Annotated in this window: 23 protein-coding genes and 1 riboswitch; of the genes, 10 read left to right on the top strand and 13 right to left on the bottom strand. The window is 72.7% G+C overall.

Features of this window, described 5'->3' with window-relative positions; all coding sequences use genetic code 11:
* Nucleotides 1-734: 734 nt before the first annotated feature.
* From ACZ53N_RS03700 to ACZ53N_RS03685, 4 genes are all read right to left on the bottom strand, one after another.
* Nucleotides 735-1295, bottom strand: coding sequence for a hypothetical protein (locus ACZ53N_RS03700; protein ID WP_469139316.1), 561 nt, complete (start codon nt 1293-1295; stop codon nt 735-737).
* A gap of 152 nt (nt 1296-1447) precedes the next feature.
* A complete protein-coding gene (locus tag ACZ53N_RS03695; RefSeq protein WP_469139315.1) occupies nt 1448-2329 on the bottom strand; it encodes a Gfo/Idh/MocA family protein in 882 nt (293 codons plus the stop codon).
* Nucleotides 2326-3327: a zinc-dependent alcohol dehydrogenase gene (locus tag ACZ53N_RS03690; RefSeq protein ID WP_469139314.1), complete on the bottom strand. Its 1002-nt coding sequence runs from the start codon at nt 3325-3327 to the stop codon at nt 2326-2328. Before ACZ53N_RS03690 ends, ACZ53N_RS03695 begins: the two co-directional genes overlap by 4 nt.
* Complete coding sequence (locus ACZ53N_RS03685; protein ID WP_469139313.1) at nt 3314-4696, bottom strand: MFS transporter; 1383 nt, start codon at nt 4694-4696, stop codon at nt 3314-3316. Before ACZ53N_RS03685 ends, ACZ53N_RS03690 begins: the two co-directional genes overlap by 14 nt.
* A 238-nt stretch (nt 4697-4934) precedes the next feature.
* On the opposite strand from ACZ53N_RS03685, the gene ACZ53N_RS03680 reads away from it, so the two are divergent.
* From ACZ53N_RS03680 to ACZ53N_RS03660, 5 genes are all read left to right on the top strand, one after another.
* Nucleotides 4935-6473, top strand: a complete 1539-nt coding sequence (locus ACZ53N_RS03680; protein ID WP_469139312.1) for a glycoside hydrolase family 3 protein — start codon at nt 4935-4937, stop codon at nt 6471-6473.
* 378 nt (nt 6474-6851) lie between these two features.
* On the top strand, nt 6852-7061 hold the full coding sequence (locus ACZ53N_RS03675; RefSeq protein ID WP_469139384.1) for a DUF3311 domain-containing protein: 210 nt from the start codon (nt 6852-6854) through the stop codon (nt 7059-7061).
* Complete coding sequence (gene mctP, locus ACZ53N_RS03670; protein WP_469139311.1) at nt 7058-8683, top strand: monocarboxylate uptake permease MctP; 1626 nt, start codon at nt 7058-7060, stop codon at nt 8681-8683. Before ACZ53N_RS03675 ends, mctP begins: the two co-directional genes overlap by 4 nt.
* 274 nt (nt 8684-8957) lie before the next feature.
* Nucleotides 8958-9055, top strand: a riboswitch (adenosylcobalamin-variant (AdoCbl-variant) riboswitch).
* 171 nt (nt 9056-9226) lie between these two features.
* Nucleotides 9227-11608, top strand: coding sequence for a ribonucleoside-diphosphate reductase subunit alpha (locus ACZ53N_RS03665; RefSeq protein WP_469139310.1), 2382 nt, complete (start codon nt 9227-9229; stop codon nt 11606-11608).
* On the top strand, nt 11599-12621 hold the full coding sequence (locus ACZ53N_RS03660; protein ID WP_469139309.1) for a ribonucleotide-diphosphate reductase subunit beta: 1023 nt from the start codon (nt 11599-11601) through the stop codon (nt 12619-12621). Before ACZ53N_RS03665 ends, ACZ53N_RS03660 begins: the two co-directional genes overlap by 10 nt.
* 90 nt (nt 12622-12711) lie before the next feature.
* Here ACZ53N_RS03660 and def read toward each other — a convergent pair whose 3' ends face one another.
* From def to ACZ53N_RS03620, 8 genes are all read right to left on the bottom strand, one after another.
* On the bottom strand, nt 12712-13341 hold the full coding sequence (gene def, locus ACZ53N_RS03655; RefSeq protein WP_469139308.1) for a peptide deformylase: 630 nt from the start codon (nt 13339-13341) through the stop codon (nt 12712-12714).
* A gap of 105 nt (nt 13342-13446) precedes the next feature.
* The gene (locus tag ACZ53N_RS03650; RefSeq protein ID WP_184732785.1) at nt 13447-14433 is read right to left on the bottom strand and encodes a tetratricopeptide repeat protein; all 987 of its coding nucleotides are present in this window, start codon (nt 14431-14433) and stop codon (nt 13447-13449) included.
* Nucleotides 14434-14682: 249 nt separating this feature from the next.
* Nucleotides 14683-15918, bottom strand: a complete 1236-nt coding sequence (locus tag ACZ53N_RS03645; RefSeq protein ID WP_469139307.1) for an HD-GYP domain-containing protein — start codon at nt 15916-15918, stop codon at nt 14683-14685.
* Nucleotides 15919-16439: 521 nt separating this feature from the next.
* Nucleotides 16440-17762 (bottom strand): HD-GYP domain-containing protein, encoded by a 1323-nt coding sequence (locus ACZ53N_RS03640; protein ID WP_469139306.1) that lies wholly within the window; start codon nt 17760-17762, stop codon nt 16440-16442.
* Nucleotides 17763-18036: 274 nt separating this feature from the next.
* On the bottom strand, nt 18037-18369 hold the full coding sequence (gene rsrA, locus ACZ53N_RS03635) for a mycothiol system anti-sigma-R factor (protein WP_469139305.1): 333 nt from the start codon (nt 18367-18369) through the stop codon (nt 18037-18039).
* Complete coding sequence (locus tag ACZ53N_RS03630; RefSeq protein ID WP_207303976.1) at nt 18366-19052, bottom strand: sigma-70 family RNA polymerase sigma factor; 687 nt, start codon at nt 19050-19052, stop codon at nt 18366-18368. The genes rsrA and ACZ53N_RS03630 overlap by 4 nt, the downstream gene beginning before the upstream one ends.
* A 349-nt stretch (nt 19053-19401) precedes the next feature.
* Nucleotides 19402-20040 carry an alpha/beta hydrolase family protein gene (locus tag ACZ53N_RS03625; RefSeq protein WP_469139304.1) on the bottom strand — a complete coding sequence of 213 codons (639 nt, stop codon included), beginning with the start codon at nt 20038-20040 and terminating at the stop codon, nt 19402-19404.
* A gap of 139 nt (nt 20041-20179) precedes the next feature.
* On the bottom strand, nt 20180-21004 hold the full coding sequence (locus ACZ53N_RS03620) for an SOS response-associated peptidase (protein WP_469139303.1): 825 nt from the start codon (nt 21002-21004) through the stop codon (nt 20180-20182).
* Nucleotides 21005-21045: 41 nt separating this feature from the next.
* Here ACZ53N_RS03620 and ACZ53N_RS03615 point away from each other — a divergent pair, with 41 nt between their 5' ends.
* The 4 genes from ACZ53N_RS03615 to ACZ53N_RS03600 all read left to right on the top strand — a co-directional run bounded on the left by ACZ53N_RS03615 (nt 21046) and on the right by ACZ53N_RS03600 (nt 24575).
* Nucleotides 21046-21759 (top strand): M50 family metallopeptidase, encoded by a 714-nt coding sequence (locus tag ACZ53N_RS03615; RefSeq protein WP_469139302.1) that lies wholly within the window; start codon nt 21046-21048, stop codon nt 21757-21759.
* 26 nt (nt 21760-21785) lie between these two features.
* Complete coding sequence (gene aroA / locus ACZ53N_RS03610) at nt 21786-23141, top strand: 3-phosphoshikimate 1-carboxyvinyltransferase (RefSeq protein WP_469139301.1); 1356 nt, start codon at nt 21786-21788, stop codon at nt 23139-23141.
* A 17-nt stretch (nt 23142-23158) separates the two neighbouring features.
* Nucleotides 23159-24163, top strand: a complete 1005-nt coding sequence (rsgA, locus tag ACZ53N_RS03605; RefSeq protein ID WP_130879805.1) for a ribosome small subunit-dependent GTPase A — start codon at nt 23159-23161, stop codon at nt 24161-24163.
* 88 nt (nt 24164-24251) lie between these two features.
* Complete coding sequence (locus ACZ53N_RS03600) at nt 24252-24575, top strand: DMT family transporter (protein ID WP_184732802.1); 324 nt, start codon at nt 24252-24254, stop codon at nt 24573-24575.
* Nucleotides 24576-24585: 10 nt separating this feature from the next.
* Here ACZ53N_RS03600 and ACZ53N_RS03595 read toward each other — a convergent pair whose 3' ends face one another.
* Nucleotides 24586-25200, bottom strand: a complete 615-nt coding sequence (locus ACZ53N_RS03595; RefSeq protein WP_469139300.1) for a TetR/AcrR family transcriptional regulator — start codon at nt 25198-25200, stop codon at nt 24586-24588.
* 123 nt (nt 25201-25323) lie between these two features.
* Between ACZ53N_RS03595 and hisN the strand changes: the two genes are divergently transcribed.
* The gene (gene hisN, locus ACZ53N_RS03590; protein ID WP_469139299.1) at nt 25324-26118 is read left to right on the top strand and encodes a histidinol-phosphatase; all 795 of its coding nucleotides are present in this window, start codon (nt 25324-25326) and stop codon (nt 26116-26118) included.
* The last annotated feature ends 31 nt before the right edge of the window (nt 26119-26149 follow it).

The following is a 26149-nucleotide window of genomic DNA, read 5'->3' as shown; positions in this document are numbered from 1 at the left end:
CTCGGCTGACCCGCTGGTGCGGGCATTGCGTCGATGCGCAGTGAGCCCAGACGTACCCTCTCGGCTTCCCGTGGATGCGCGGGGATGCTTTTCCCTTCATACCGAAATGCGTAGGAGTGGTCATCCGTTGGAAGGATCGCCGGCCCCTCAATCTCGAATTTCCCACCGATCGCTCAACGTGAGTGCGGGCGCCCCCTCGGCGCCGGCGCCGGCTTCGGGCACAGCAGCGTGTCCCCCGTGCGGGTGAGCCCCAGCCGTTGCCGCCATGGCAGTGAAGTGCCTTGGGAACTATGGGAGTTACCGACCTCAAGGAGCGTTCATGGGTGTACCCATCGTTGGCGGCCTGATCGATAGTGTGATCGGCATCGTAACTGGCGCAGCGGCCGGCATCGCGCCTCAGGCTCTGGCCCTCGTGCGTGGTCTGGGCGTGCCGGTGTGAGCGACTTGGGCGTGCCGTGACGCGATAATCGTCCCCGTTTTACCGCGACCCCCTTGCGGGGACTCCTTGCGGATTACGTACGGACAGTTTCCTGCGTATGCCCGTTCGTCCACGGTTGAGCAAAGGAAAGACAACGCCGGGCGCGGGCCTGAAAGCACCCGTCGGCCCGCGACTTGGCGCACTCCGGAACGACGAAAAGGACGGTGCCCCGCCGAGGGTCTGCGTGGACCTCGACGGGGCACCGTCCGTGGAGAACAGCGGGCCGTGTACGGAAGCGGGCGGTGGAAACCGCGGGTCATGAACCGTTGGGGCGGCAGCGGCGTACGTAGTAGGCGTAGGTCAGCACCAGGACCAGCGGGCCCCACAGCATCCCCGGGGTGATGCACACCTTCGCCAGCAGGTCCCACCAGTCGTTGGCGTACCCGGCGGGCTCCAGGCCGAACGCGCCGAACCAGGAGAGCAGCGTCGGCGCCCAGAAGGCCGTCGCGCACAGGCCGCCGATGGTGGCGATGGTGATCACGACGCGGGGTGCGAGGTGCTTGCCGCCGATGACCGGTAGCCACGAGGGGGCGACCTCGCCCCAGCCCCGCACCAGCCCGAAGCAGAGCAGCGCCAGCCCTTCCGTGAGCACGCTGAGCCCGAAGACGTAGGGGATGGACACCCACGGCGACGACGGCATCTCCCCTTCGACGTTCAGCCCCATCTCGAAGTGGAAGGCGAACGGCAGCCGCCACAGGCACTGGGGAAGCAGGAGGAGAGGGATCGCGTGGGCGGTGAGGTTCGCCCATCTCGGGACGGGCCGCTCGGTGCGGAGGGGGGTCCCGGCCGGCTTGAGTTCGCTGATCGTGGTGGTCACGGGAACCAGCTTCTTCGATCTCCACCGGCCGGGCATCGGCTCCGCGGGCGATCCGCCTCCCCCCTATGGCGGAGGGCCCGATCACTCCCCGGGAGCAGAGGTTCCACCGAAAGCCCTGTTTCCGGACCGCGAGTTGGGGCCTCGCCTGTCGATCATGCCAGCGCGAGCGCGATGACCTCGTCCACCAGGGCCGCCTCCGCCACCGGGCAGGCCGGGGCCCGCCCCTCCCCCGCCGCCGCGACGAAGTCGGCGATCAGCGGTGCGTGCGGGTTGGGCACCGCCCCGGTGTCCAACGGGTCGAGCACGTACGACCGCCCGGCGGCCCGGGCCTCCAACCGGTCCCGCGCCGGCCCCTCCGCCCAGTCGAAGAGGCACTCGGCCGTCACTCCCGACGCCCACGCGAGCGTCAGCCGGGCCCGCCGCTCGCCCCCGGCCGGGAACCGGCGGCCCACCCGGCTCGCGACGTGCGACGGGCGACCCAGCACCCCGAACAGCAGGTCCAGCCGGTGGCTGCCCGCGTCCGCGAGGACTCCGCCCCCGGCGACGGCCGGGTCGGTGCGCCAGCGCATGGGGTGCTCCGGTCCCGGGTCGAAGGGGGCGCGGAAGTCGATCCGCACGTGCGAGGCGCCGTCCCGCAGGGCCGACGCCAACCACCGGGCCGCCGGGCCCAGCCGACGGTAGTACGCCACCCCCGCGCACCGCCGTGCCGTGCGCGCCCGCGCCGCCAGCTCCGCGCCACCGCCCAGCGCACCGGCGAGGGGCTTCTCGACCAGGACGTGGCAGCCGGCTCCGAGCGCCCGCGTCGCCAGCGGCACATGCGCGACGACGGGCGTCGCCACGTACACGGCGTCGACGCCCGCGAAGAGCCGGTCGGTGTCGTCACCACCCTTCGCGGCGCCGTGGGCGGCGGCCGTACGGGCCGCCCGCCCGGCGTCGCGCCCCCATACGTACGTCACCTCCTCGCCCGACTCGGCCAGCGCGGGCAGGACGCGGCGCGTCACCACGTCCCCGTACCCGGCGACGGCCCACCTCACGGGCGGATCGCCACCTTGAGGACCTTCGGCGGTGGGCCGGCGTACGGCGCGGGCTCGCCGTCCGGGTACAGGGCGCGGCTGGCGGAGAGGAGTCCGACGGCCCGGGGCAGTTCGGTCAGCGGCAGGACGTGGGTGAGGAGTTCGTCCAGGCGCAGCCCGTCGGCGCGCTCGGCGGCCAGCCGCTCGGCGACGGCCATCGCACCGGCCCGCGCGGTGTCCGTGGGCTCGGCGGAGCTGTGCACCCGCAGGCCCTTGCGCTCCCACGTCACCAGGTCCACGGTGACCTTCGTGTCGACGTGGTGCGTGCCGAGCATGACGACCAGCCCGTTCTGCCGGACCAGTGCGACGCAGGCGTTCAGCGTCGTGGGCGTGCCGACGGCATCGACGGCGACGTCGAAATCCTCACCGACCCCGGCCAGTTCCCCCATCGTGCCGTCCACCCGTCGGCAGACGTCCGCGCCCAGCCGCCGGGATCGCTCCAGCCGCCAGTCGTCGAGATCGACGGCGGTCAGGGCGGCCGCCCCGCGCGCGGCGGCCATGCGGAGCGCCATGAGGCCCACCGGTCCCTGGCCGATGACGGCGACCCGGTCGCCGAGGGTGATGCCCCGGGTGGCGTGGACGGCCAGCGGCAGCAATTGCAGGATGGCCCCCTGTTCGAAGGGGATCGCGTCCGGCAGCGCGCCGACGCTCACCTCGCGGGCAACGGCGTAATCGGCGTATCCGGTGGTCAGGGGCGTACGGACGAAGACGCGCTGCCCGGGGCGCACCCGGGTGACGCCGGGGCCGACGCGCTCCACGACCCCGGCGATCTCGTGTCCGAAGCAGCCTTGTGCGCAGTGGTCGCGCAGCCCGTAGTAGTGGAAGTAGGCGAGGTCGCTGCGGTTGCAGACCGTGCAGGCGCGCACCTGGACGAGCACTTCCAGTGGCCCGGGGACGGGTACGGGGACGTCGTCGGCCAGCCGGATCTCCCGGCGGCCGACCAGGTCATAGCGGCGCATGCGCCTTCTCCTCCGCACGGGGATCCGAGGTGGTCACGGCGGTGACCCGGCCGGCGAGCAGGCACGCGCCCCCGGCCACGGTCGCGGCGACCGCGAAGACGAGGGCGAAGGCGCCCGCGTCGTGTCCGGCCCGGGTGTGCGCGGCGTTGAACGCGGCCCCGCAGGCGCCGACGAGCAGGACGCTGCACAGGTTGTCGGCCAGTTGCAGGGCTGCCGAGTCGGCGCCCTGCCGGTCGGGCGCGGAGCGGTCCAGGGTGAGGACGCCCACGCCGGGCAGCAGCAGCCCCATCCCGAACCCGGCGACCACCAGCCCCACGGCGGCGGTCGCGGCGGGCAGGGCGCGCAGCACCCCGGCGATGGTGAGGGCGGCCGCGCAGAAGTGGACGAGAGCGCCGATGAGGACGACGCGCTCGCGCGTCACGGGCAGGCGGGGGCGGCCCTGGAGCCAGGCGGCACCGGCCCAGCTGAGGGCGGCCCCGGTGAGGGACATCCCGGCGGCGGTGGGCGAGATGTCACGCTCGTTGACGAGCATCAGCGGGATGAACGACTCGACGGTGAAGTACGCGGCCGCCGCCACTCCGCGCAGCAGCACCAGGGACGGGAGCCCGCGCCGGGCACGCAGGGTGCCGGGTGGCAGGAGGGTCCGTACGCTCACGGCCAGGAGCGTGAGGCCGAGCGCGGCAAGCGGCAGGGCCTGCCATCCCTTGGCCGAACCGGCGTAGCCGATCAGCCCCGCACCGACGGCGACCGTCACGGCGGCGGGGACCCGCCGGGTCATGACATCGCCCGTTGTTCCGGGTGGCCCGATCTTCCGCAGGGGCCGCACCAGCACCACCATGGCCACCACGGAGAGCACGGCGATCGCGTGGAACACCCAGCGCCAGGAGAGCCGTTCGGTGACGGCGCCCGCGACGGGCGGGCCGAGCATGGACGGCAGGATCCAGCAGGCGGTGATCAGCGAGAACATCCTCGGCCGCAGCGGCGCCGGGTAGGCCCGGCCGACCACCACGTACAGCGCGACGGTCACGGCGCCGCCGCCGAGGCCCTGGACGCAGCGGCCCAGCAGGAAGGGCGGCATCGAACCGGCGGTTCCGGCGAGCAACGCGCCGGCGGCGAAGCTGAGCAGCCCGGCGAAGAGGGCGGGTCCCGGGCCGTGCCGGTCGGCATGGCCGCCGCCGACGACCGTGCCGACGATGGACGCGGCGAGGAAACCGCCGAACGCGAGGGCGTAGAGGGAGAGCCCGCCCAGTTCCTGCACGGCGACGGGCATGGCGGTGCTGAGGGCGAGCCCGGCGAAGGCCACGAGCACGAAGGTGCCGGCGACGGCGGTCGTACGGGCCCGGTGCGGCCGGGAGAAGAGGCCGTCCACGCACCCCACCCCCGTTGGATCAGACCAATCGGAGACTCGCACAGCCCTTCGGGGGCCGTCAACCGCCTTTGCCCGACCCGGGAATGACCTCTAGCGATCTCCAACTGAGGCTCCAGAACGGCCTATTCAAACAGCTCAGGCACGCAGTACGGCCTTGACACCCCCATTGGTACAGTCCAACATCCCGATTGTCCCGTCCCGTTCTCGCGGGCACCGGCACCATCGGAGGTACCCACCCATGCAGTCCCACGGTCGCGGCGAGCCACTGACCCGGCTGACGCACGCGGTGCTCCAGCCCGGCTTCGAGGGCACCGAGGCCCCGGACTGGGTCCGCCGCCGGATCGCCGAGGAGGGCCTGGCCGCCGTCGTGCTGTTCGGCCGCAACATCCGCAGCCCCGAGCAGGTCGCCCGGCTGACCTCGGCGCTGCGCGCGGAGAACCCCGACCTGATCATCGCGATCGACGAGGAGGCGGGGGACGTCACCCGCATGGAGGCGTGGACGGGCGCCTCGCGCCCCGGCAATCTGGCCCTCGGCGCGGTGGACGACCCGGCGCTGACCGAGTCCGTCGCCCACGACATCGGCCGCGAACTGCACGCGGCGGGCATCTCCCTCAACTACGCGCCGAGCGCCGACGTCAACTCCAACCCGCGCAACCCCGTCATCGGCGTACGGTCCTTCGGGCCCGCCACCGACCTGGTCGCCCGGCACACCGCCGCCTGGGTCCGGGGCCTGCAGTCCGCCGGGGTCGCCGCCTGCGCCAAGCACTTCCCCGGCCACGGCGACACCGCCGTCGACTCCCACCACGACCTGCCCCGCGTCACGGCCTCCGCCGAGGAGATCGCCGCGACCGCCCTGCCGCCCTTCACCGCCGCGATGGAGGCGGGCGTCCGGGTCGTGATGACCGGCCACCTGCTCGTCCCCGCCCTCGACCCGAAGCTCCCGGCGACCCTCAGCCGCCGGATCCTGGTCGACCTGCTCCGGGGCACGCTCGGTTTCGACGGCCTGGTGGTCACCGACGGCATTGAGATGAGCGCGGTGACCGGCCGCTACGGCATCGACGGCGCGACCGTACGGGCCGTGGCGGGCGGCGCCGACGCCGTGTGCGTCGGCGGCGAGAGCGCGGACGAGGCGACCACCGAACTCCTGACGACCGCAGTGGCCAAGGCCGTGCACGACGGCACCCTGCCGGAGGAACGACTGGCTCAGGCGGCGGCCCGGGTCGCGGAGTTCGCCGCCTGGTCCGGTCGGCGCGCCCGGTCCCGCACATCGGCCGACGGGGTGCGCTCCGACATCGGCCTGGTGGCGGCCCGACGCGCCCTGCGCGTCGCCGGGCGCCCGGACGGCACCCTTCCACTGCCGGCCGACCCGCACGTGGTCGAGCTCGTCCCCACCTCGACCCTGGCCATAGACCGGCAGACCCCGTGGGGCGTGGCGGGCCCCCTGCGCGCACTGCGCCCCGGCGCCACGTCCGTCCGGCTGGCCCAGCCCGACCTCGCCGCCGACGCGGACCTCCTGGACCGCACCGCCCTGACCCCCGCCACCGGCCGCCCGCTCGTCGTCGTGGTCCGCGACGCCGCCCGGCACGCGTGGATGTCGGAGGCGCTGACCCACCTGCTGACCGGCCGCCCGGACGCCGTCGTGATCGAAATGGGCGTCCCCGGCAGCACGACCCCCGGCGCCGTCCACCTCGCCACCCACGGCGCGACCCGCGTCTCGGGCCAGGCGGCGGCGGAACTCCTCGCCGGAGTAGCCGATTCCGCACCCGCCAAGAGCTGACACGGTCCAGCCGCCGGGGCCGCCGCCCTGCCGCCTCAGCTACCGGCAGGCCGCGCCTCGACAGCGAATTCGATGTCCAAGGCTTCCGGGCGGGCGAGCACGCCGCGCCCCGCACTTCTCCGCCACCTGACGTTGCCATACCGATATGCGGACAGGGGGTGACGCCCAGTAGCACCCTCCCCTAGATTTCCTGCGCATCACGCAGTGATCACACAGGGGGGAGTCACCACCATGACGGAACCACCGACCGAACCACCCGCCGAGCCGTCGGCCGGGTCGGCAGCGCAGCTGCCCCAGCAGTCGACGACGTCACCGTCCACGGCGTCGTCGGAGGGCAGGCCCAAGGGTGGGCGTACGGCGTCCGCCGTCACCGTGCCCATGGTCGTCGCGGGGGTGTGCCTGGCGATCCCCTTCGGCGCGATGCTGTGGGTCGACTCCTACTCCCGGCTCACCCCCACGTTCATCGGTATGCCGTTCTTCTACTGGTACCAGATGCTGTGGGTGGTCCTCTCGACCGCGCTCACCGTCATCGCGTACGTGATCGTCAGGCGCCAGGAGCGCGCCCGGAAGGGTGGTGAGCGGCGGTGAAGGACGGCGTGAACGGCGTGGCGCTCGCCGTCTTCATCTTCTTCTTCCTGGCCGTCACGGTCATGGGGTTCCTGGCCTCGAAGTGGCGGCGCGCGGAGAACGCGAACAATCTCGACGAGTGGGGGCTGGGCGGGCGCTCGTTCGGCACCTGGGTGACCTGGTTCCTGCTGGGCGGCGACCTCTATACCGCGTACACCTTCGTGGCCGTCCCGGCGGCGATCTACGCGGGCGGCGCGGCGGGGTTCTTCGCGGTGCCGTACACGATCCTCTGTTATCCGCTGGTGTTCACCTTCCTGCCCCGGCTGTGGTCGGTCGCGCACAAGCACGGCTATGTCACCTCGTCGGACTTCGTCCGCGGCCGGTTCGGGTCCAAGGGGCTGTCGCTGGCCCTCGCGCTCACCGGCATCCTCGCGACGATGCCGTACATCGCGCTCCAGCTCGTCGGCATCCAGGCCGTGCTGGACGTGATGGGCGTCGGCGGCGGATCGAACTGGTTCATGAAGGACCTGCCGCTGCTGATCGCCTTCGGTGTGCTCGCCGCCTACACCTATTCCTCCGGGCTGCGGGCGCCGGCGCTGATCGCCTTCGTCAAGGACGCGCTGATCTACATCGTGATCATCGTGGCGATCATCTACATCCCGATCAAGCTCGGCGGCTTCGACGACATCTTTGCGAAGGCGGGCGAGGCGTTCGCGGTCGAGAACCCGGCGACCGGCAAGCCGCGCGGCTCCCTGGTGACCGGGCCGCAGGCGCAGTGGGCGTACGCGACGCTCGCCCTCGGGTCGGCGATGGCGCTCTTCCTCTATCCCCACTCGGTGACGGCGGTGCTCTCCAGCCGCAGCCGCAACGTCATCCGCCGCAACACCACGATCCTGCCGCTGTACTCGCTGATGCTCGGGCTGCTGGCGATCCTCGGCTTCATGGCGCTCGCCGCCGGGGTCAAGGTCAAGAACGGCCAGCTGGCCATCCCGCAACTCTTCGAGAACATGTTCCCCGACTGGTTCACGGGCGTCGCCTTCGCCGCGATCGGGATCGGCGCGCTCGTCCCGGCGGCCATCATGTCGATTGCCGCCGCGAATCTGTTCACCCGCAACATCTACAAGGACTTCATCAGGCCGGACGCCACGCCGGAGCACGAGGCGAAGGTCTCCAAGCTCGCCTCGCTGCTGGTGAAGGTCGGCGCGCTGGTCTTCGTGCTCACCATGGACAAGACGGTGGCGATCAACTTCCAGCTGCTCGGCGGCATCTGGATCCTGCAGACCGTCCCGGCCCTGGTGGGCGGGCTCTTCACGCGCTGGTGCCACCGCTGGGCGCTGCTCGGCGGCTGGGCGGCCGGAATGATCTACGGCACCTGGCGGGCGTACGACACGCCGAGCGCCACGCAGGACCACTTCGGCAACACGAATCTCGTCCCCCTCATCGGTGAGAAGGGTTACATCGGCCTCACGGCCTTCGTCCTCAACGTCATCGTGGTGATCGTCCTCACCTTCGTCCTCAGAAAGCTCGGCGCGCCGGACGGCGTGGACGAGACGAAGGCGTCGGACTACACCGCCGACGCGGGCGACCCGGGCGTGGTGGAGAAGCTTCCGGCGGCCACCGCGGGTGCCCCCGGCGGCCACTGACCCCCACACCCCCGACCGCGCCTCTGAGGCCGCCGCTCCCCGACGAACAGGGGGGCGGCGGCCTTCGCCTTGCGGGCGCCGCCGGGACGCTCGCAGAGGCCCTTCGGGGGCCTTCGCGGGAGGCCTCGGAGGGCCGTGACGGGGGCTCAGGCGATAAGCGATTCGAGGTCCAACACCCGGGCGCTCTAGCACATTCCGCACCCAGCTCATTACCGCGCGACACAACATGTGGGGGCGCGTACGAGTGGCAGCACTAGATGTATGCTCGTCCTCGCTGTCGCCGCAGGGGAATCCGGTGGAAATCCGGAACTGTCCCGCAACGGTGTATGTGTGCGGTTTTACGTACCCAAGAGTCCGAGGACCTGCCGACAGCGCGCCCGCCTTTCGAGCCTCCGCTCGGAACAGGGCGTCGAAATCGTCCGGGTCTCGCGGGTTGGGCCGATGGACGCTGCGTGGCATGCCCTGGTGCAGGGGTGTTCCCGTACGCGCCCGTCGCGCCCGCCCGCCCGGCCCACACCACTGCCGAGCGAGGGAGAGCCCCACGTGACCATCGCGCCCGCCGATCCGGTCTCAGCGACAGCGGAAGCGACCGGCGGCCCCGGGACCGCGCTGCTGCGCACCCTGACCGACCTCACCGCCGATCTGCCCGCCACCGACCCCGGCAAGGTCGCCGCCGCCGCGCTGCGCGGCCGCCACCCGGGCTCGGACGAGGCCGAGTTGCGGTCCCTGGCCACCGAGGCCGCCGCGGGGCTCATCGCCGAGGAGCCGGAGTACTCCCGGCTCGCCGCGCGACTCCTCACGCGTGCGATCGCCGACGAGGCGGCCGGACAGGGCGCCCTCTCCTTCTCCGCCTCCGTCGCGGTCGGCCACCGCGAGGGTCTGATCGCCGACGAGACGGCCGCGTTCGTCGTGACCCACGCCGAGCGCCTGGACGCCCTCGTGGACGCCGCCCTCGCCGACGGCGCCGACGACCGCTTCGGCTACTTCGGCCTGCGCACCCTGCACAGCCGCTACCTGCTGCGCCACCCCATCACCCGCCAGGTCGTCGAGACCCCGCAGCACTTCCTGCTGCGCGTGGCCTGCGGCCTCGCCGAGGACCACTCGACGCGGGCCCTGGACGACGTGGCCGAGCTGTACCGGCTGACCAGCACGCTCTCCTACCTGCCGTCCTCCCCCACGCTCTTCAACTCCGGCACCCGCCACCCGCAGATGTCCTCGTGCTACCTGCTGGACTCGCCGCTGGACGAGCTGGACTCGATCTACGACCGCTACCACCAGGTGGCGCGGCTGTCGAAGCACGCCGGCGGCATCGGCCTGTCGTACTCGCGCATCCGCTCGCGCGGCTCGCTGATCCGCGGCACCAACGGCCACTCCAACGGCATCGTGCCGTTCCTGCGCACGCTGGACGCCTCCGTCGCCGCCGTCAACCAGGGCGGCCGGCGCAAGGGCGCGGCCTGTGTCTACCTGGAGACCTGGCACGCGGACATCGAGGAGTTCCTGGAGCTCCGCGACAACACCGGTGAGGAGGCCCGCCGCACGCACAACCTCAACACCGCGCACTGGATCCCGGACGAGTTCATGCGCCGCGTCGAGGCGGACTCCGACTGGTCGCTGTTCTCCCCCGCCGACACCCCCGAGCTGGTCGACCTGTGGGGCGACGAGTTCGACGCGGCGTACCGCAAGGCCGAGGCCGACGGCAAGGCGATCAAGACGATCCCGGCGCGCGTGCTGTACTCCCGGATGATGCGCACCCTCGCGCAGACCGGCAACGGCTGGATGACCTTCAAGGACGCGTCCAACCGCACCGCGAACCAGACCGCCGAGCCCGGCAAGGTCGTCCACTCCTCGAACCTCTGCACCGAGATCCTCGAGGTCACCGACGACGGCGAGACGGCCGTCTGCAACCTCGGTTCCGTCAACCTGGCGCAGCACCTGGGCACCGACGGCGAGATGGACTGGGAGAAGCTCGACCGCACGGTCCGCACGGCCGTGACGTTCCTCGACCGCGTCGTGGACATCAACTTCTACCCGACCGAGCAGGCCGGGAACTCCAACAGCCGCTGGCGCCCGGTGGGCCTCGGCCTGATGGGTCTCCAGGACGTCTTCTTCCGGCTGCGGCTGCCCTTCGACTCCGCCGAGGCGAAGGAGCTGTCCACCCGGATCTCCGAGCGCATCATGCTCGCGGCGTACGAGGCGTCCGCCGAGCTCGCCGAGCGGCACGGCCCGCACCCGGCGTGGGCCGCGACCCGCACCGCGCGCGGCGTGCTGCACCCCGACCACTACCCGAACGCCGAGCAGCGCTGGGCCGACCGCTGGGACGCGCTGCGCGCCCGGATCGCGAAGACGGGCATGCGCAACTCGCTGCTGCTCGCCATCGCGCCGACGGCCACCATCGCCTCCATCGCGGGTGTGTACGAGTGCATCGAGCCGCAGGTCTCCAACCTCTTCAAGCGCGAGACGCTCTCCGGTGAGTTCCTCCAGGTCAACACCTACCTGGTGGAGGACCTGAAGCAGCTCGGCGTGTGGGACCGCACCACGCGTGACGCGATGACGGACGCCAACGGCTCGATCCAGGACATGAACTGGATCCCCAAGGAGGTGCGCGACCTCTACCGCACCGCCTGGGAGATCCCGCAGCGCGCCCTGATCGACATGGCCGCGGCCCGTACGCCGTACCTGGACCAGAGCCAGTCGCTGAACCTCTTCATGGCCTCGCCCACCATCGGCAAGCTCAGCTCGATGTACGCGTACGCCTGGAAGCAGGGCATCAAGACGACGTACTACCTGCGCTCGCGTCCGGCGACCCGGATCGCCCGCTCGGCCGGCGCCGCCGCCACCATCCCCGTCCAGCAGGCCCCCGTCCCCGACGCGGACGCCGTCGCCTGCTCCCTTGAGAACCCCGAGTCCTGCGAGGCATGCCAGTGACCGCCCCCGTACAGAAGAACCTGCTCGACCCGGGCTTCGAGCTGACGCTGCGCCCGATGCGGTACCCGGACTTCTACGACCGCTACCGCGACGCAATCAAGAACACCTGGACCGTCGAGGAGGTCGACCTCCACTCGGACGTCGCCGACCTCGCCAAGCTGTCCCCGGGCGAGCAGCACATGATCGGCCGCCTCGTCGCGTTCTTCGCGACCGGCGACTCGATCGTGGCGAACAACCTCGTCCTCACGCTGTACAAGCACATCAACTCCCCCGAGGCGCGGCTGTACCTGTCGCGGCAGCTCTTCGAGGAGGCCGTGCACGTCCAGTTCTATCTGACGCTGCTGGACACCTACCTCCCCGACCCGGAGGACCGTGCCGCCGCCTTCGACGCGGTCGAGAACATCCCCTCGATCCGTGAAAAGGCCCAGTTCTGCTTCAAGTGGATCAATGAGGTCGAGAAGCTGGACCGGCTGGAGACGAAGGCCGACCGCCGTCGCTTCCTGCTGAACCTGATCTGCTTCGCGGCCTGCATCGAGGGCCTGTTCTTCTACGGCGCCTTCGCCTACGTGTACTGGTTCCGCTCGCGGGGTCTGCTGCACGGCCTGGCGACCGGCACCAACTGGGTCTTCCGCGACGAGACCATGCACATGAACTTCGCGTTCGAGGTCGTGGACACCGTCCGCCAGGAGGAGCCCGACCTCTTCGACGACGAGCTCCAGCAGCAGGTCACCGACATGCTGCGGGAAGCCGTCGAGGCGGAGCTGCAGTTCGGCCGCGACCTGTGCGGCGAAGGCCTGCCGGGCATGAACACCGAGTCCATGCGCGAGTACCTCCAGTGCGTCGCCGACCAGCGCCTCCAGCGTCTGGGCTTCGCTCCGGTCTACGGCTCGGAGAACCCTTTCTCCTTCATGGAGCTGCAGAACGTCCAGGAGCTGACCAACTTCTTCGAGCGCCGCGCGTCCGCGTACCAGGTGGCGGTCGAGGGTTCGGTCGCCTTCGACGACGAGTTCTGATCGACGCGACGCGTCAGCCGTAGCCGAAGGGCCCCGCTCGATACGAGCGGGGCCCTTCGTCGTGCGTAAAACCACGCATACCGGTACGGATCAGTCGTTCGGGACGATCTCGTAGCGCGGGGTGCCCTCGGCCATCTGCTGGAGGGCGTCCTTGCGCTCGCGCTTGGAGAGGCGGTCGATGTAGAGCCGGCCGTAGAGGTGGTCGGTCTCGTGCTGGAGGCAGCGGGCGAAGTAGCCGGTGCCCTCGATCGCGATCGGGTTGCCCTTCGCGTCCTGGCCGCGCACGACCGCGTAGTCGGGGCGGGCCAGCGAGGCGTAGGCGGTGGGGACCGACAGGCAACCCTCGTTGGAGTCGTCGAGGACGCGGCGGTCGGCCGGCAGCTCGTCGAGAACCGGGTTGCAGATGACACCGGTGTGCCGGACGCCCTCGTCGTCGGGGCAGTCGTAGACGAAGACCTTGAGGTCCACGCCGATCTGGTTCGCGGCGAGGCCCACGCCCTCGGCGGTCCGCTGGCTGGCGAACATGTCGTCGATCAGCTGGGCGAGCTTGTCGTCGAACTCCGTGACGTCCTTGCACTCCCGGTGCAGAACGGGGTTGCCGACGACGGTGATCGGACGGGAGGTGCCGCGCTCACGGTACGCGAGCTCGCGCGCCTCGCAGTCCTCGGTGTCCACGATGAACTCGCCGTTCACCGGCTGCTCGCTCTCATGCTGCGCCATGTCCGCCGTATGCCTCTCTCAGAACCCGGAAAACTCATATCCCACAGGATCTATACAGAGTACGGGGGACGCGGCGGCCCCAGAGGCCCCCTGCGGGCCTCCGGGTCAGCAGACCTCTTCGAGATCCCGCCATTCACGGGAGTCGGGGCTGTCGGCGACCCAGCCGTCCAGCAGGCCCCGCACCAGGCCGGCGGGTGCGGCGATCCCGGCCTCGCGCTCGGGCACCCACAGTGAGCCGGAGCCCGCCGTGCGGTGGCCCAGCGGGCCCGGGTGGCCCGGCTCGCTGTGGTCGTGCGGGTCCAGGTGCTCCCCGTCGCCCTCGTCGCTGGGCATCCGGCTCTCCGAACACGTACGGCACAGCAGCCGCACCGAGGAGGACCAGTCCTCCGCGGCGAAGCCCGCGTCGGCCGCCAGCCGCTCCAGAGCGTCCCGGTCGGCCTCGGTCGCGGCCTCCAGGAGCACCACCCAGGTCGGGACGGGCGAGGGGGCCCACAGCTCGATCTCGTCGAAGACCGGGTACGAGGGGCCCGCCGCGGTGACGCGCTCACCGTGCGGGACGCCGTCGTGCAGCACGACCTCGCCCCAGCGGCGGCCGGACGACGGCAGCGGGATCGACAGGACCTCCATCCGGGCCGGGTCCAGCCGACGGCCCCAGACGACCTCGGCCTCGCCCTCGGGCGAGAGCCGCACGGCCGCGCTGCCCAGCTCCATGCCGACCGGCTCACCGGCCGGGCTGCCCTCGCCGGGCACCCGCAGCCCGTACGCCTGCCAGGCGCGCCGGGCCAGCGGCCAGTCCTGGAGCGCCGTCGCGGCGATGCCCACGTTCCACCAGTCGGGAGCGCCCGTCTCGCGGTCGAGCAGCGCCACGGCCCGCAGCCCGGCGGCGCGGGCCTGCTCCCAGTCGTGCCGGAACTTATGGAGCAGCGCGAGATTGAACCAGGACTCGGACAGCCACGGCTCCATGTCGGCGGCCCGCGTCAGCAGCGCGCCCGCGTCCTCGTACCGGCCGTCGCCGATGAGTGTGAACGCGCGGTCGGTGGCCTGCCGCCACGAGGCGGAAGGCCGGTGCCGTACCTTGCCGAAGATCCTCACGATTCCCGCCTGCCGGTTTCTGCGTGCAACCACGCCGGATCGCCCTGGTGGCGGCCGCCGTCCTCCCTGACGACAAACCTGCCACACCTCATGTGCTGCGGGGAGCGGCGCCCACCACACCTCCTTGCCGACGCGGCGCGCACGACACCCCCGGTTCCCGCATTTTCTTCGTCTCTCGCATCCAACCATGCCCCTTTGGACGCCCGCTCATTACCCGTGGGTTCAGCGGGCTAGTCAAGGTTTCCCGGACTATCGGAGGTCGGCGGGTGCAGGGGCGCACCGGGAGAGCACCCGGGCGAGCGCCTCCACCACCCGGGGCTCGTGGTCGTGCGCGGTGGCCAGCCGGAGCCGCTCCAGCGCGCGCAGGGGCCCGCACGCCTGGTCACCGGTCGGATCGTCGTAGTCGGGGTGGCCGGCGCAGGTGGTGTAGGTGTCGTAGGCACGGACGGTGGCGACGATCCTGGCAGCGAACGGTTGGGCCCGGTACGGCTCCCCCTGCCGCTCCACCGCCTCGGCGACCGCGGCGGGCACCCCGGCCCGCCGGGCCACGGCCGCGGCGAGCAGTGCGGCGCGCCGCCGCTCGGCGGGCGGAGCCGCGTCGGGGAGGGCGAGCCGGCCGACGTCACGGAGCAGGGCCGCGTGCTCCACCGCGTCGAGCTCGGCCGCGCTCAGGCCGAGTTCCCGCCCGACGGCGCGGCCGAGCGCCGCGACGCGATGGGACCGCCCGGTGGGGGCGTGGCCCGCGATCTCCGCGGCGCGGGCGAGGGCGGCGACGGTCTGGTGCCGGACGGCCCGTGCGGCCTCCGGGCGACGGGCGCCGAGCTGGACGAACAGCAGCGGCAGGCCGAGGACCGGCAGCGCCCACAGCCCGGCGGCACCGACGGCCGGTGCGATCACCGCACCGGTCGCGTGGATCGCGGTGCCCGGGCCTTCCACGGCCCGCAGCTCGGTGCGGAGCGCCCGACCGTACCGGCCGCCGGTGCGGGCCCGGGCGAGCGCGGCGGCGAGCAGCGCGTCCCCCAGGGTGCTGAGCACGAGGAGGGACAGGAGGTAGATCACGTAGTACGGGCCGTGGCCGGGCCACCGGTCCAGGGCGCCGGCGTGGTGCGGTGGCTGAAAACAGCCGGCGACGAAGGCGGTGGTCAGCACGCGGCGGGCCAGTTCGTCGAGCGCGGGCGGCCGCCCGACCGCCCCGACGAGGGTGGCGGCGAACACGACGGCGACCACCTGCGGCACGCCGTGCGTGGCCTCCCGGCCCCCGATCTCGCCGAGCAGCGCGTACGCGAGCGCCCCGGCGGCCCCGACGGGCGCGGGCGGCGGGGGCGTCTCCGCCTGCCCGCCCGGGTGCGGCCGCCACGTCGCCTCACCGAGCGCGATCAGCGCTCCCCAGGCGAGCGCCACCTGCGGCTGCGCCACCCCGTGCCACGCGGTCCACCCCACCGCCAGCACGGCGACGGCCCCCGCGACGGCGTGCACTCCGCGCACGAACCGCCGACCGGCAGGGGTGTCGCCCTCGGCGCCGGCGGCGGGCCACACCCGCTGCCGGGCCCAGAGCCCATCGGCCGACCTGGCCGGATCACGCCCGTCGGCCCCGGGCGCCCGAACGTCCGGCGGGTTTCCCCGACCCGGCCGGACTCCAACCCTCCGCGCACCCGCCGGCCCGGCCTCGACCCCGGCCGACAGGCCGCCCGCTTCCGGCCGTGCGCCGCGCCGCGGCTGCCCCGGCCGTGCGTCGCGTGCTCCCGGGCGCACCGAGCCGCCCGTCGCTTCCGGCCACCCGCCAGGGGCGCCCGTGGGTGCCCCTGACTCCGCCCCCGCGCCCGGGGCGCCCCCGTCGGAACCCCACCGGTACGGGGCCGGCCACGGTGACGGCCACGGCTCGCCGCCGGGCCACTCCTCGGCGTCGAAGCCGGGGCCCGGGGCCACCGGGTGGCCGGGCGGGGCCGCCGTCCCCTCGGCGTCGGCCGGGTGGACGTCGGCGCTCGGGCCACGGGCCCCGCGACGGGTCATCGCTCGCCCCCGCGGCCCACGGCCGCATCCGCACTCCAGGCCGAAGGGACGTTTCGGCTGGCGGAAAGGGCCAGGTCGGAGGCGTCCGCAGGGACCATGAGGCCCCAGCCCCGGCGGTCCAGGGCGCGGGTCAGGGCGGCGACCACGCGGGGGTCGAAGTGGGAGCCCGCGCACCGGTGGAGTTCGGCGAGGGCGACGGGGACCGGGCGGGCCCGGCTGTAGCTGCGACTGGAGGTCATGGCGTCGAAGGCGTCCGCGACGGCGACGACGCGGGCGAACTCCGGGATCTGATACCCCGTCAGTCCGTGCGGGTAGCCCGTGCCGTCCAACCGCTCGTGGTGGTGCAGGATCGCCGCCCGCGCCTCGTCCAGGAAGGCGATGCCGCGCACGATCTCGTGGCCGTATTCCGGGTGGAGTTCGATGACGCGGCGCTCCTCGGGGGTGAGCGGCCCGTCCTTGCGCAGCAGCCGGGTGGGGACGCCGATCTTGCCGATGTCGTGCAGCACGCCCGCGAGGCGCATCGCCTCCAGCCGCTCACCGGTCATGCCCAGCTCGCGGGCGATCAGCACCGAGGCCCGCCCGACGCGCTCGCAGTGGGCCCGGGTGTAGCGGTCCTTGAGGTCGACGGCCTGCACCAGCGCCCGTACCGCGGCCTGCTGGGCGGCGCGCTCGCGCCGGCCGCTGTCCAGGAGCCAGCCGGACAGGGCCATGGGCAGCAGCACGAGCAGTGCCGCCGCCGGCCCGTAGGCGCCGCGCCACAGGATCGCGGCCAGCAGCGCGGCCGGCCCGTGGACGAGCGCGGGCCCGAGCAAGCCGGTCGGCAGACCGATCCAGATCTCGTGAAGCGTGCGGCGCTCGGCGGCGACCTGGATCGCCCCGTCCAGGGCGGCGAGGACAAGAGCGCAGACCAGGGCGGCGGCGAGGGCGGGAGGCAGCGCGGAGAGGCCCGTGCGGGGGCCGGGGAGCGACGCGAACACGGCGAAGACATACGAGGCGGCCCACACGGCCAGCGACTGCTGTGCCGCGTGCCACAGGCGGCGCGTGGCCACCGGGGGCCGCTCGACCCTGCCGATGAGCGCGCCCGGCACGGCGACGAGCGCGGCGGCGGCCGGAGGCAGCAGAAACGCGGCGGTGAGCAGCACGGGGAGGACGAGGGGTCGACGGGGCAGCCGCTCGGCGGCCACGGCGACCGTTGCGAGCAGGGCGACCGCCGTCCAGGGAACGCCGGCACCGGCCCGCAGCGCGGGGGCGGCGCACAGTGCCGCGGCGAGTACGGCGCCCATGACCAGGGCGCGCGCCGTCGCCGGAAGTTCCCACATGGCGCGTCCTCCCCGTCCACTCAGGCTTGCCCGTGGATGGGGAGAATAGGCTCATATACGGCCGGGGAACGGCGCATCGAGGGATTGCCCCGCCCGTACCTGCCGGATGCACACCTTCGGGTGATGATCCCGGGCGCGGTGGTTTGCTTCGGCTCGATCCGGGCGCGAAGCGGAATGGAGCTGGACGGGAGGCGAGGCGCCGCCGCCCGGGGCGGATCGGTGCCGGCCGGCGCCGGCGCAGTCCGCCGGGACCGGTCCCGGGAGACCGGATGGATCAGTCCCGGGAGACCGCGTCCGCCGCCGCCTCCGCCGCCCTGGCCTCGGCCACGACGTCCTGCTCGGGCAGGGTCTCGCCGGCGCGGATCATCTCGATCCGGCCCATGACCTTCGACCGGAGGTCGGCCGGGACGTCGTCGTGGCCGCAGCAGCGCTTGACGAGCTTCTTCACGGCCTGCTCCAGGCCGTACTTCTCCAGGCACGGGGAGCACTCGTCGATGTGCACCTCGAACTTGGCGCAGTCACCGTCGGGCATCTCGTGGTCGAGGAACTCGTAAAGATGGTCGAGGACTTCAGAGCAGTCCGTCTCGTGCGGGTCTCCGCAGCTCATGAGTCCGAGCCTTTCCGATTGTGCGACTCGTCGGAGCCCTTCGCTCCGGGGGTGGCCCCGGCCGGAACCAGTCCCCGCTCGCGGGCGTAGTCCTCGAGCATTCCGCGCAGCTGACGACGGCCCCGGTGCAGTCGGGACATGACCGTACCGATGGGCGTACCCATGATGTCCGCGATCTCCTTGTACGCAAAGCCCTCCACGTCCGCCAGGTAGACCGCTATGCGGAATTCCTCGGGGATGGCCTGGAGGGCCTCCTTGACATCGGAGTCGGGGAGGTGGTCGAGCGCCTGGGACTCGGCGGAGCGCAGTCCTGTCGACATATGCGACTCGGCGCGCGCCAGCTGCCAGTCCTCGATCTCCTCGGAGGCGCTGCGCAGCGGCTCACGCTGCTTCTTGCGGTACGAATTGATGAACGTGTTGGTCAGAATGCGGTACAGCCACGCCTTGAGGTTCGTACCGTCGCGGAACTGGTGGAAGGACGCATAGGCCTTCGCGTACGTCTCCTGGACCAAGTCCTCCGCGTCAGCGGGATTGCGCGTCATGCGCAGGGCGGCCGAGTACATCTGGTCGAGGAAGGTGAGGGCATCCCGTTCGAATCGGGCATTGCGCTCGGCAGCGCTCTCGGTGGGCTGCCGCTCCTGGCTGTCATCCGTCCCCGCGTCGGTCCCAGTGACCGGACCCACCTCCTCCAGCACAGTGGCGGAACCGGATACGGACCCGCTCGAATCGGAGAATAGACGACGATCCGGTGCGCCCGCCGCTCCAGCCAGGGCCGGACGGGCCACGCGCAGCACCGACCATTCGAGGTCGGCCGACTGCGGGCGGGACGGGCAAGCGATCGAACCCATGCGGGGAACTCCCAATCCTCTGCTCTACCGGTACGTGACTACGAATGGCACAACAGCGACCACGGATGTCGCATTCCCCACGGGTCCCGCCCGTTGTCGATCTTTGAACGATCTTTGCCGATCGGCCATGGATGCGTAGCCGACGACCAGTCATGGACCGGCCGGCCCTCGACCAACCCCTGCGTCAGCGCGGCAGCCCGTCCAGCCAGCCGCCGACGGCGTCGGTGATCACCGCGAGCGCGTCCTCCTGTGTGACGTCCGCCTTCTTCGGCACGGCGAAGCCGTGGTCGCCGAAAGGCACGGCGACCGGCTCGATGCCCGGCGGGAATTCCTCCGGCCGCCCGAAGGGGTCGCGGGCGCCCTGGACGACGAGCGTCGGCAGCCCGGCGCCCGTCAGCTCCTCGGCGCGCGACTTCTCCGGCTTGCCCGGCGGGTGCAGGGGGAAGCTCAGCGCGAGGACGGCGACGGCGCCCAGCTCCGCGCCCGTCCGGCAGGCGACACGGGCCCCGGCGCTCCGGCCGCCCGCGACGACCGGCGCACCCGGCGCGGCGAGCGCGGGCCACAGCGCGACCCAGGCGGCGTCGAGCGCCTTCGGGGCGGGGGCCACCTTCTTGCCCGCAACGCGCCACGGCTGCTCGACGAGCGCGACGCCCACCCCCCGGCCGGGCAGCGCGGCGGCGAGCGCCCGCAGATCACGGGCCTCGACGCCCCCGCCCGCGCCGTGCCCGAGGGCGAGCGTGAACCGCGCGTCGGGCGCGGAGTACCAATGGATACGGGCGTCCCCGGCCGGGGTCGGCACCGTCTCGACAGTCGCTTCGGCCACTGGGCCCTCCGTGGTCTCTTCCGTCACCGAATCCGTCACCGAATCCGTCGCCGATTCGATCACCGCATCGATCGCCGAATCGGTCACCGGCCATCCTGCCGCCCCACGGCACGATCCCCCGCTCACCCCGGCCGCCCCCTCAGAACAGCGTCGTCTCCTCCGGCGCCTCCAGCTCGGTGAGCAGCTCCGGCCCGTTGTTGCGGACGTCGCTGACCGCCGTCGCCACCGGGTAGGCCCGTACGAGACCGGCGGGCGGCGGCGCCAGTAGCGAGCGCAGCTCGGCGGGGTCGGTGCGGGCCGGGTCCAGCCACGCGTCCCACCGGTCCGGCGGCAGCACCAGCGGCATCCTCGGGTGGATCTCCGCCAGCGAGCGCGGCCCGGCCTCCTCCTGGACACCACCGGTGGCGAACGGTTCCGGATCGGCCTCGGTCGTTATCACCGAGCAGGTCACCCACCACGCCTGCGGGTGGTCGCCGGGCAGCGTCGGGTCGCGCCAGAACTCGTACAACCCCGCCAGCGCCATGACCGAGCCGTCCGCCGGGGTCACGAAGTAGGGCTGCTTGCGGGACCGCTTTCTGCGGCCCTTCTCCTCCAGCTCGCGCTCACCGGCCCCGGTGACCCACTCGTAATAGCCGTCGGCCGGGAGCAGACAGCGCCGCGACTCGAAGGCCCGGCGGAAGGACGGCTTCTCGTGGACCGTCTCCGCCCGTGCGTTGATCATCTTCGCGGCGCCCTCGGGCGATTTCGCCCACGACGGCACCAGGCCCCAGCGCATCGCCCGCAGCTGACGAACCGGACGCCGGTCAGCGGCGTCTTTCACGGGACGCTCGAGCACCGCGTGGACGCTCTTGGTCGGCGCCACGTTCCAGTCCGGAGCCAGCGTCTCCGTCGGTTCCCACTTCTCCACCCCGAAGAGCCCGACCAGATCCTCCGGTCGCCGGCTCGCCGCATATCGCCCGCACATGAGTGCCACACTGCCACGAAGACCCAAGGAGCCGCTCACACATGGACAGCACGCACGCCACCGACCTGTGGGACCGCGTCGTCGGCACCCAGCCCGACCCGTCGACGTGGCTGGTGGTGCTCACCGCTGTCGTGGCGCTGGCGGCGGTCGCCCCCTACGGCCTGTGGCGGGTGACCCGTAACGCGATCACCATCGCCCACGAGGGCGGCCACGGGCTCGTGGCCCTCCTCAGCGGCCGTCGGCTGGACGGCATCCGGCTGCACTCGGACACCTCGGGCCTGACCGTCTCGCGCGGCAAGCCGACCGGCGTCGGCATGATCCTGACCGCCGCCGCCGGCTACACCGCCCCCTCGCTCCTCGGTCTCCTCGGTGCCTGGCTGCTGGCCGCCGGGCACATCACCGCGCTGCTGTGGGGCGCGACCGCGCTGCTCGCCGCGATGCTGGTGATGATCCGCAACGCCTACGGCGTCCTGACGGTCGTCCTCGCCGGGGCGGCGTTCGTCCTCGTCTCCTGGCAGACCGGCCCGGCGGTGCAGGCGGCGTTCGCGTACGGGGTGGTGTGGTTCCTGCTGCTGGGCGGTGTCCGGCCGGCCTTCGAGCTCCAGCGGAAGCGGCGGCACGGCGGAGCGCCGGATTCCGACGCGGACCAGTTGGCGCGGCTCACGAACGTGCCGCCGGTGGTCTGGCTGGGCTTCTTCCACGTGGTGTCGCTGTGCTCGCTGACCGGCGGCGGGCGTTGGCTGCTCGGACTGTGACCCGGACGAGCCACTAAGGTAAAGGCATGACCGAGAGCCCCGCGCACACCGACCTCTGGCCCGCCCCGACCGCGACCGGAGCAGTCGACGCGACCGTCACCGTGCCCGGCTCGAAGTCGGTCACCAACCGCGCCCTCGTCCTGGCCGCCCTCGCCTCCGAGCCCGGCTGGGTGCGCCGGCCGCTGCGCTCCCGGGACACCCTGCTGATGGCCGAGGCGCTGCGCGCCATGGGCGTCGGCATCGAGGAGACGGTGTCCTCCGCCTCCGCGGACTCCGAGGGCGAGGCCTGGCGGGTGATCCCCGCCCGGCTGCACGGCCCGGCCACCGTCGACGTCGGCAACGCCGGCACGGTCATGCGCTTCCTGCCGCCCGTCGCCGCCCTCGCCGACGGCCCGATCCGCTTCGACGGCGACCCGCGCAGCTACGAGCGCCCGCTGCACGGCGTGATCGACGCGCTGCGCGCCCTCGGCGCCCGCATCGACGACAACGAACGCGGCGCGCTGCCGCTGACCGTGCACGGCGGCGGTGCCCTGGACGGCGGGCCGGTGGAGATCGACGCGTCGTCGTCCTCGCAGTTCGTGAGCGCCCTGCTGCTGTCCGGGCCGCGCTTCAACCAGGGGGTCGAGGTGCGCCACATCGGTGGCGTGCTGCCCTCGATGCCGCACATCCGGATGACCGTGGACATGCTGCGGATGGCCGGTGCCCAGGTGGACACCCCGGAGTCCGGCGGCGAGCCGGACGTCTGGCGGGTCTCCCCCAGCGCCCTCCTCGGCCGGGACATCGTGGTGGAGCCCGACCTGTCCAACGCGGCGCCGTTCCTGGCGGCCGCCCTGGTCACCGGCGGCAAGGTCACCATCCCCGACTGGCCCGAGCACACCACCCAGCCGGGCGACGCGCTGCGGGAGATCTTCACCGCCATGGGCGGCAGCTGTGAGCTGACCGAGGCCGGTCTGACCTTCACCGGTACGGGCCGGATCACCGGCATCGACGCCGATCTGCACGAGGTGGGCGAGCTGTCCCCGGTGATCGCGGCGGTCGCCGCCCTCGCCGACTCCGAGTCCGTCCTGCGCGGCATCGCCCATCTGCGGCTGCACGAGACCGACCGGCTCGCGGCCCTCGCCAAGGAGATCAACGAGCTCGGTGGCGACGTCACCGAGACCGAGGACGGGCTGCACATCCGCCCGCGCGCCCTGCACGGCGGCGTCTTCCACACCTACGAGGACCACCGGCTCGCCACCGCGGCCGCCGTCATCGGCCTGGCCGTCGAGGGCGTCCAGGTGGAGAACGTGGCGACCACCGCCAAGACCCTCCCCGACTTCCCGGCCCTGTGGACCGGCATGCTCGGGCCGGTCGCCGGGGCGGCCCCGGCAGGCAGAGTCTGAGAGAGCGGAAGAGCACCATGCGCCGCTACGGCAAGAACCCCGACGAGGACGACATCCGCGTCCGCCCCAACCGCAAGGGCAACCGTCCCCGCACCAACATCCGTCCCAAGCACGAGGACGCCTCCGAGGGCTTCGTCCTCACCGTCGACCGCGGCCGGCTGCACGTCCTCGTCGAGGACCGCACCATCATCGCGATGAAGGCGCGCGAACTGGGGCGCAAGGGGGCCGTGGTGGGCGACCGGGTCGCCGTGGTGGGCGACCTGAGCGGCGCCAAGGACACCCTCGCGCGGATCGTCCGGGTCGAGGAGCGCTCCTCCGTGCTGCGCCGTACGGCCGATGACGACGACCCCTTCGAGCGGGTCGTCGTCGCCAACGCCGACCAGCTCGCGATCGTCACCGCCCTCGCGGACCCCGAGCCCCGGCCCCGGCTCATCGACCGCTGCCTGGTCGCGGCGTACGACGCGGGGCTGGAGCCGCTGCTCGTGCTGACGAAGTCGGACCTGGCCTCGCCCGACAAGCTCCTGGAGTCCTACGGGGCGCTCGGCGTGCCCTATGTGGTGACCAGCCGTGAGGAGCTGGCCGCCGGGGCCGCCGCCGAGCGGGTCCGGGAGCGGCTGACGGACCGGGTCACCGCGTTCGTCGGGCACTCGGGCGTCGGCAAGACCACCCTCGTCAACGCGCTGGTGGAGCGGCAGCGGGCCACCGGCCATGTCAACGCGGTCACCGGCCGCGGCCGCCACACGACGACCTCGGCGCTGGCCCTGCCGCTCCCGGGCGATACGGGCTGGGTGATCGACACCCCGGGCGTCCGGTCCTTCGGGTTGCACCACGTGGACCCCTCGCGGGTCATCCTCGCCTTCCCCGACCTGGTGCCCGGCACGGAGGACTGCCCGCGCGCGTGCAGCCACGACGAGCCGGACTGCGCGCTGGACCAGTGGGTGACGGACGGTCACGCCGACCCGCAGCGGCTCTACTCCCTGCGGCGGTTGCTCGCGACCCGGGAGCGGCGCGAAGGCGACTGATCGCCTACGTTTGCGAGTGACCGCCAGTGGCAAGGGCATGCAAGAGCACCGGAGCGCCGGCGCGGTCGCGAACACGGGAGGCAATCTGATGGCGTGGCTGCTGGTCGTGGTCGCCGGACTGCTGGAGACCGGCTTCGCCGTCTGCCTCAAGCTCTCCCACGGCTTCACCCGGCTGTGGCCCACGATCGCCTTCGCCTGCTTCGCGCTCGGCAGCTTCGGCCTGCTGACGCTCGCGCTCAGACGGCTCGACGTGGGCCCGGCCTACGCCGTCTGGACGGGCATCGGCGCGGCCGGCACGGCCATCTACGGCATGGTCTTCCTGGACGACCTGGTCTCCACCCTCAAGCTCGTCTCGATCGCCTTCGTGATCGTGGGCGTGATCGGTCTCCAGCTCTCCGGCTCCTCCCACTGAGCCGCCGCCGTTACCCGTCGGCGAGGAGGGCGCGGACGAGGTGCGCGACGTCGATCGCCACCGCCTCGTCGGAGTCGCCGGGGGCGAGCACATAGGACAGCGTGAGGCGGACCGCGGTGGCGCAGGCCCGCCGGGCGCCCTCCGGGGCGGCCGGGGCGGTGATCACACCGGCCACCCGGTCCGTGATCCGGTCGGCCATCGCCGTCGGTGAGGGAGCGCCCCGCAGCACCGGGGTCTCGGGGCGGGCGCGCTGCGCGGGGACGGCGGCGGGCACGATGGCCGGGAGCCGCTCGCTGCGGCAGCCGGTGAGCACGGCCCGGACCAGCGGGTTCGTCCGGGCCGTCCGCAGGGTCCACAGGGCCACGGCGGCGCAGTGGTCGCCGGGATCGCCGATGCCACGGGCGGTGGCGTCGGCGAGAGTGCGCTCCACGCCGGCGAGGAACGCGTCCGCCTCGCGGCGCACCAGGGCGCGCCCGAGGCCGTCCTTGCCACCGAATTCGTTGTACAGCGTCTGCCGGGACACCCCGGCGGCGGCCGCGACGTCGACCATCCGGACCCCGCTCCAGGGCCGGGCGGCGAGCGCCACGAAGGCCGCGTCCAGCAACAGTTCTCGTGCCGCGGGCATCGTCGCCTCCCCGGCCGTGCGGCCGCACGACGGTCAGGGCTCAGAATTGACGCACCGCCAGACGGTGTCAAGACCCGGGCGGGCCGCACGGGGCAGCGGGGCACCCGCGGGTACTGTGCAGTCATGTCCGACTACCACGATGATCTGCGCCTGGCCCACGTCCTGGCGGATGCCGCCGACGCGGCGACCATGGACCGGTTCAAGGCCCTCGACCTCAAGGTCGAGACCAAACCGGACATGACTCCGGTGAGCGAGGCGGACAAGGCCGCCGAGGAGCTGATCCGCGGCCATCTCCAGCGTGCCCGGCCGCGGGACGCCGTGCTGGGCGAGGAGTTCGGGGCCGAGGGCACGGGTCCGCGGCGCTGGGTGATCGACCCGATCGACGGGACCAAGAACTATGTCCGCGGGGTGCCGGTCTGGGCCACGCTGATCTCACTGATGGTGCAGGTCGAGGGCGGTTTCGAGCCGGTCGTCGGCGTGGTGTCGGCGCCGGCGCTGGGCCGCCGCTGGTGGGCGGCGAAGGGCGCCGGGGCCTTCACCGGCCGCAGCCTGCTGTCGGCGACCCGGCTGCAGGCCTCGCGGGTGGGCCGGGTCGAGGACGCGTCGTTCGCGTACTCCTCGCTGTCCGGCTGGGAGGAGCGCGGCATGCTGCCGGGCTTCCTGGACCTGTCGCGCGACTGCTGGCGGACCCGCGGCTACGGCGACTTCTGGCCTTACATGATGGTCGCCGAGGGCTCGGTGGACATGTGCGCGGAGCCGGAGCTGTCGCTGTGGGACATGGCGGCGAACGTCGTCATCGTCGAGGAGGCGGGCGGGCGCTTCACCGGCCTGGACGGCCGCCCCGGCCCGCACAGCGGGAACGCCGCCGCGTCCAACGGGCTGCTCCACGACGAACTGCTGGGCTACTTCAGCAAGTAGGCGCGCCGCCGGGAGCCGTTCACCGTCAGGA

The sequence above is a fragment of the Streptomyces sp. NPDC033229 genome, from assembly GCF_055576875.1.
The sequence above is the reverse complement of the archived record's forward strand: the minus strand, read 5'-3'. Positions and strand labels throughout refer to the sequence as shown.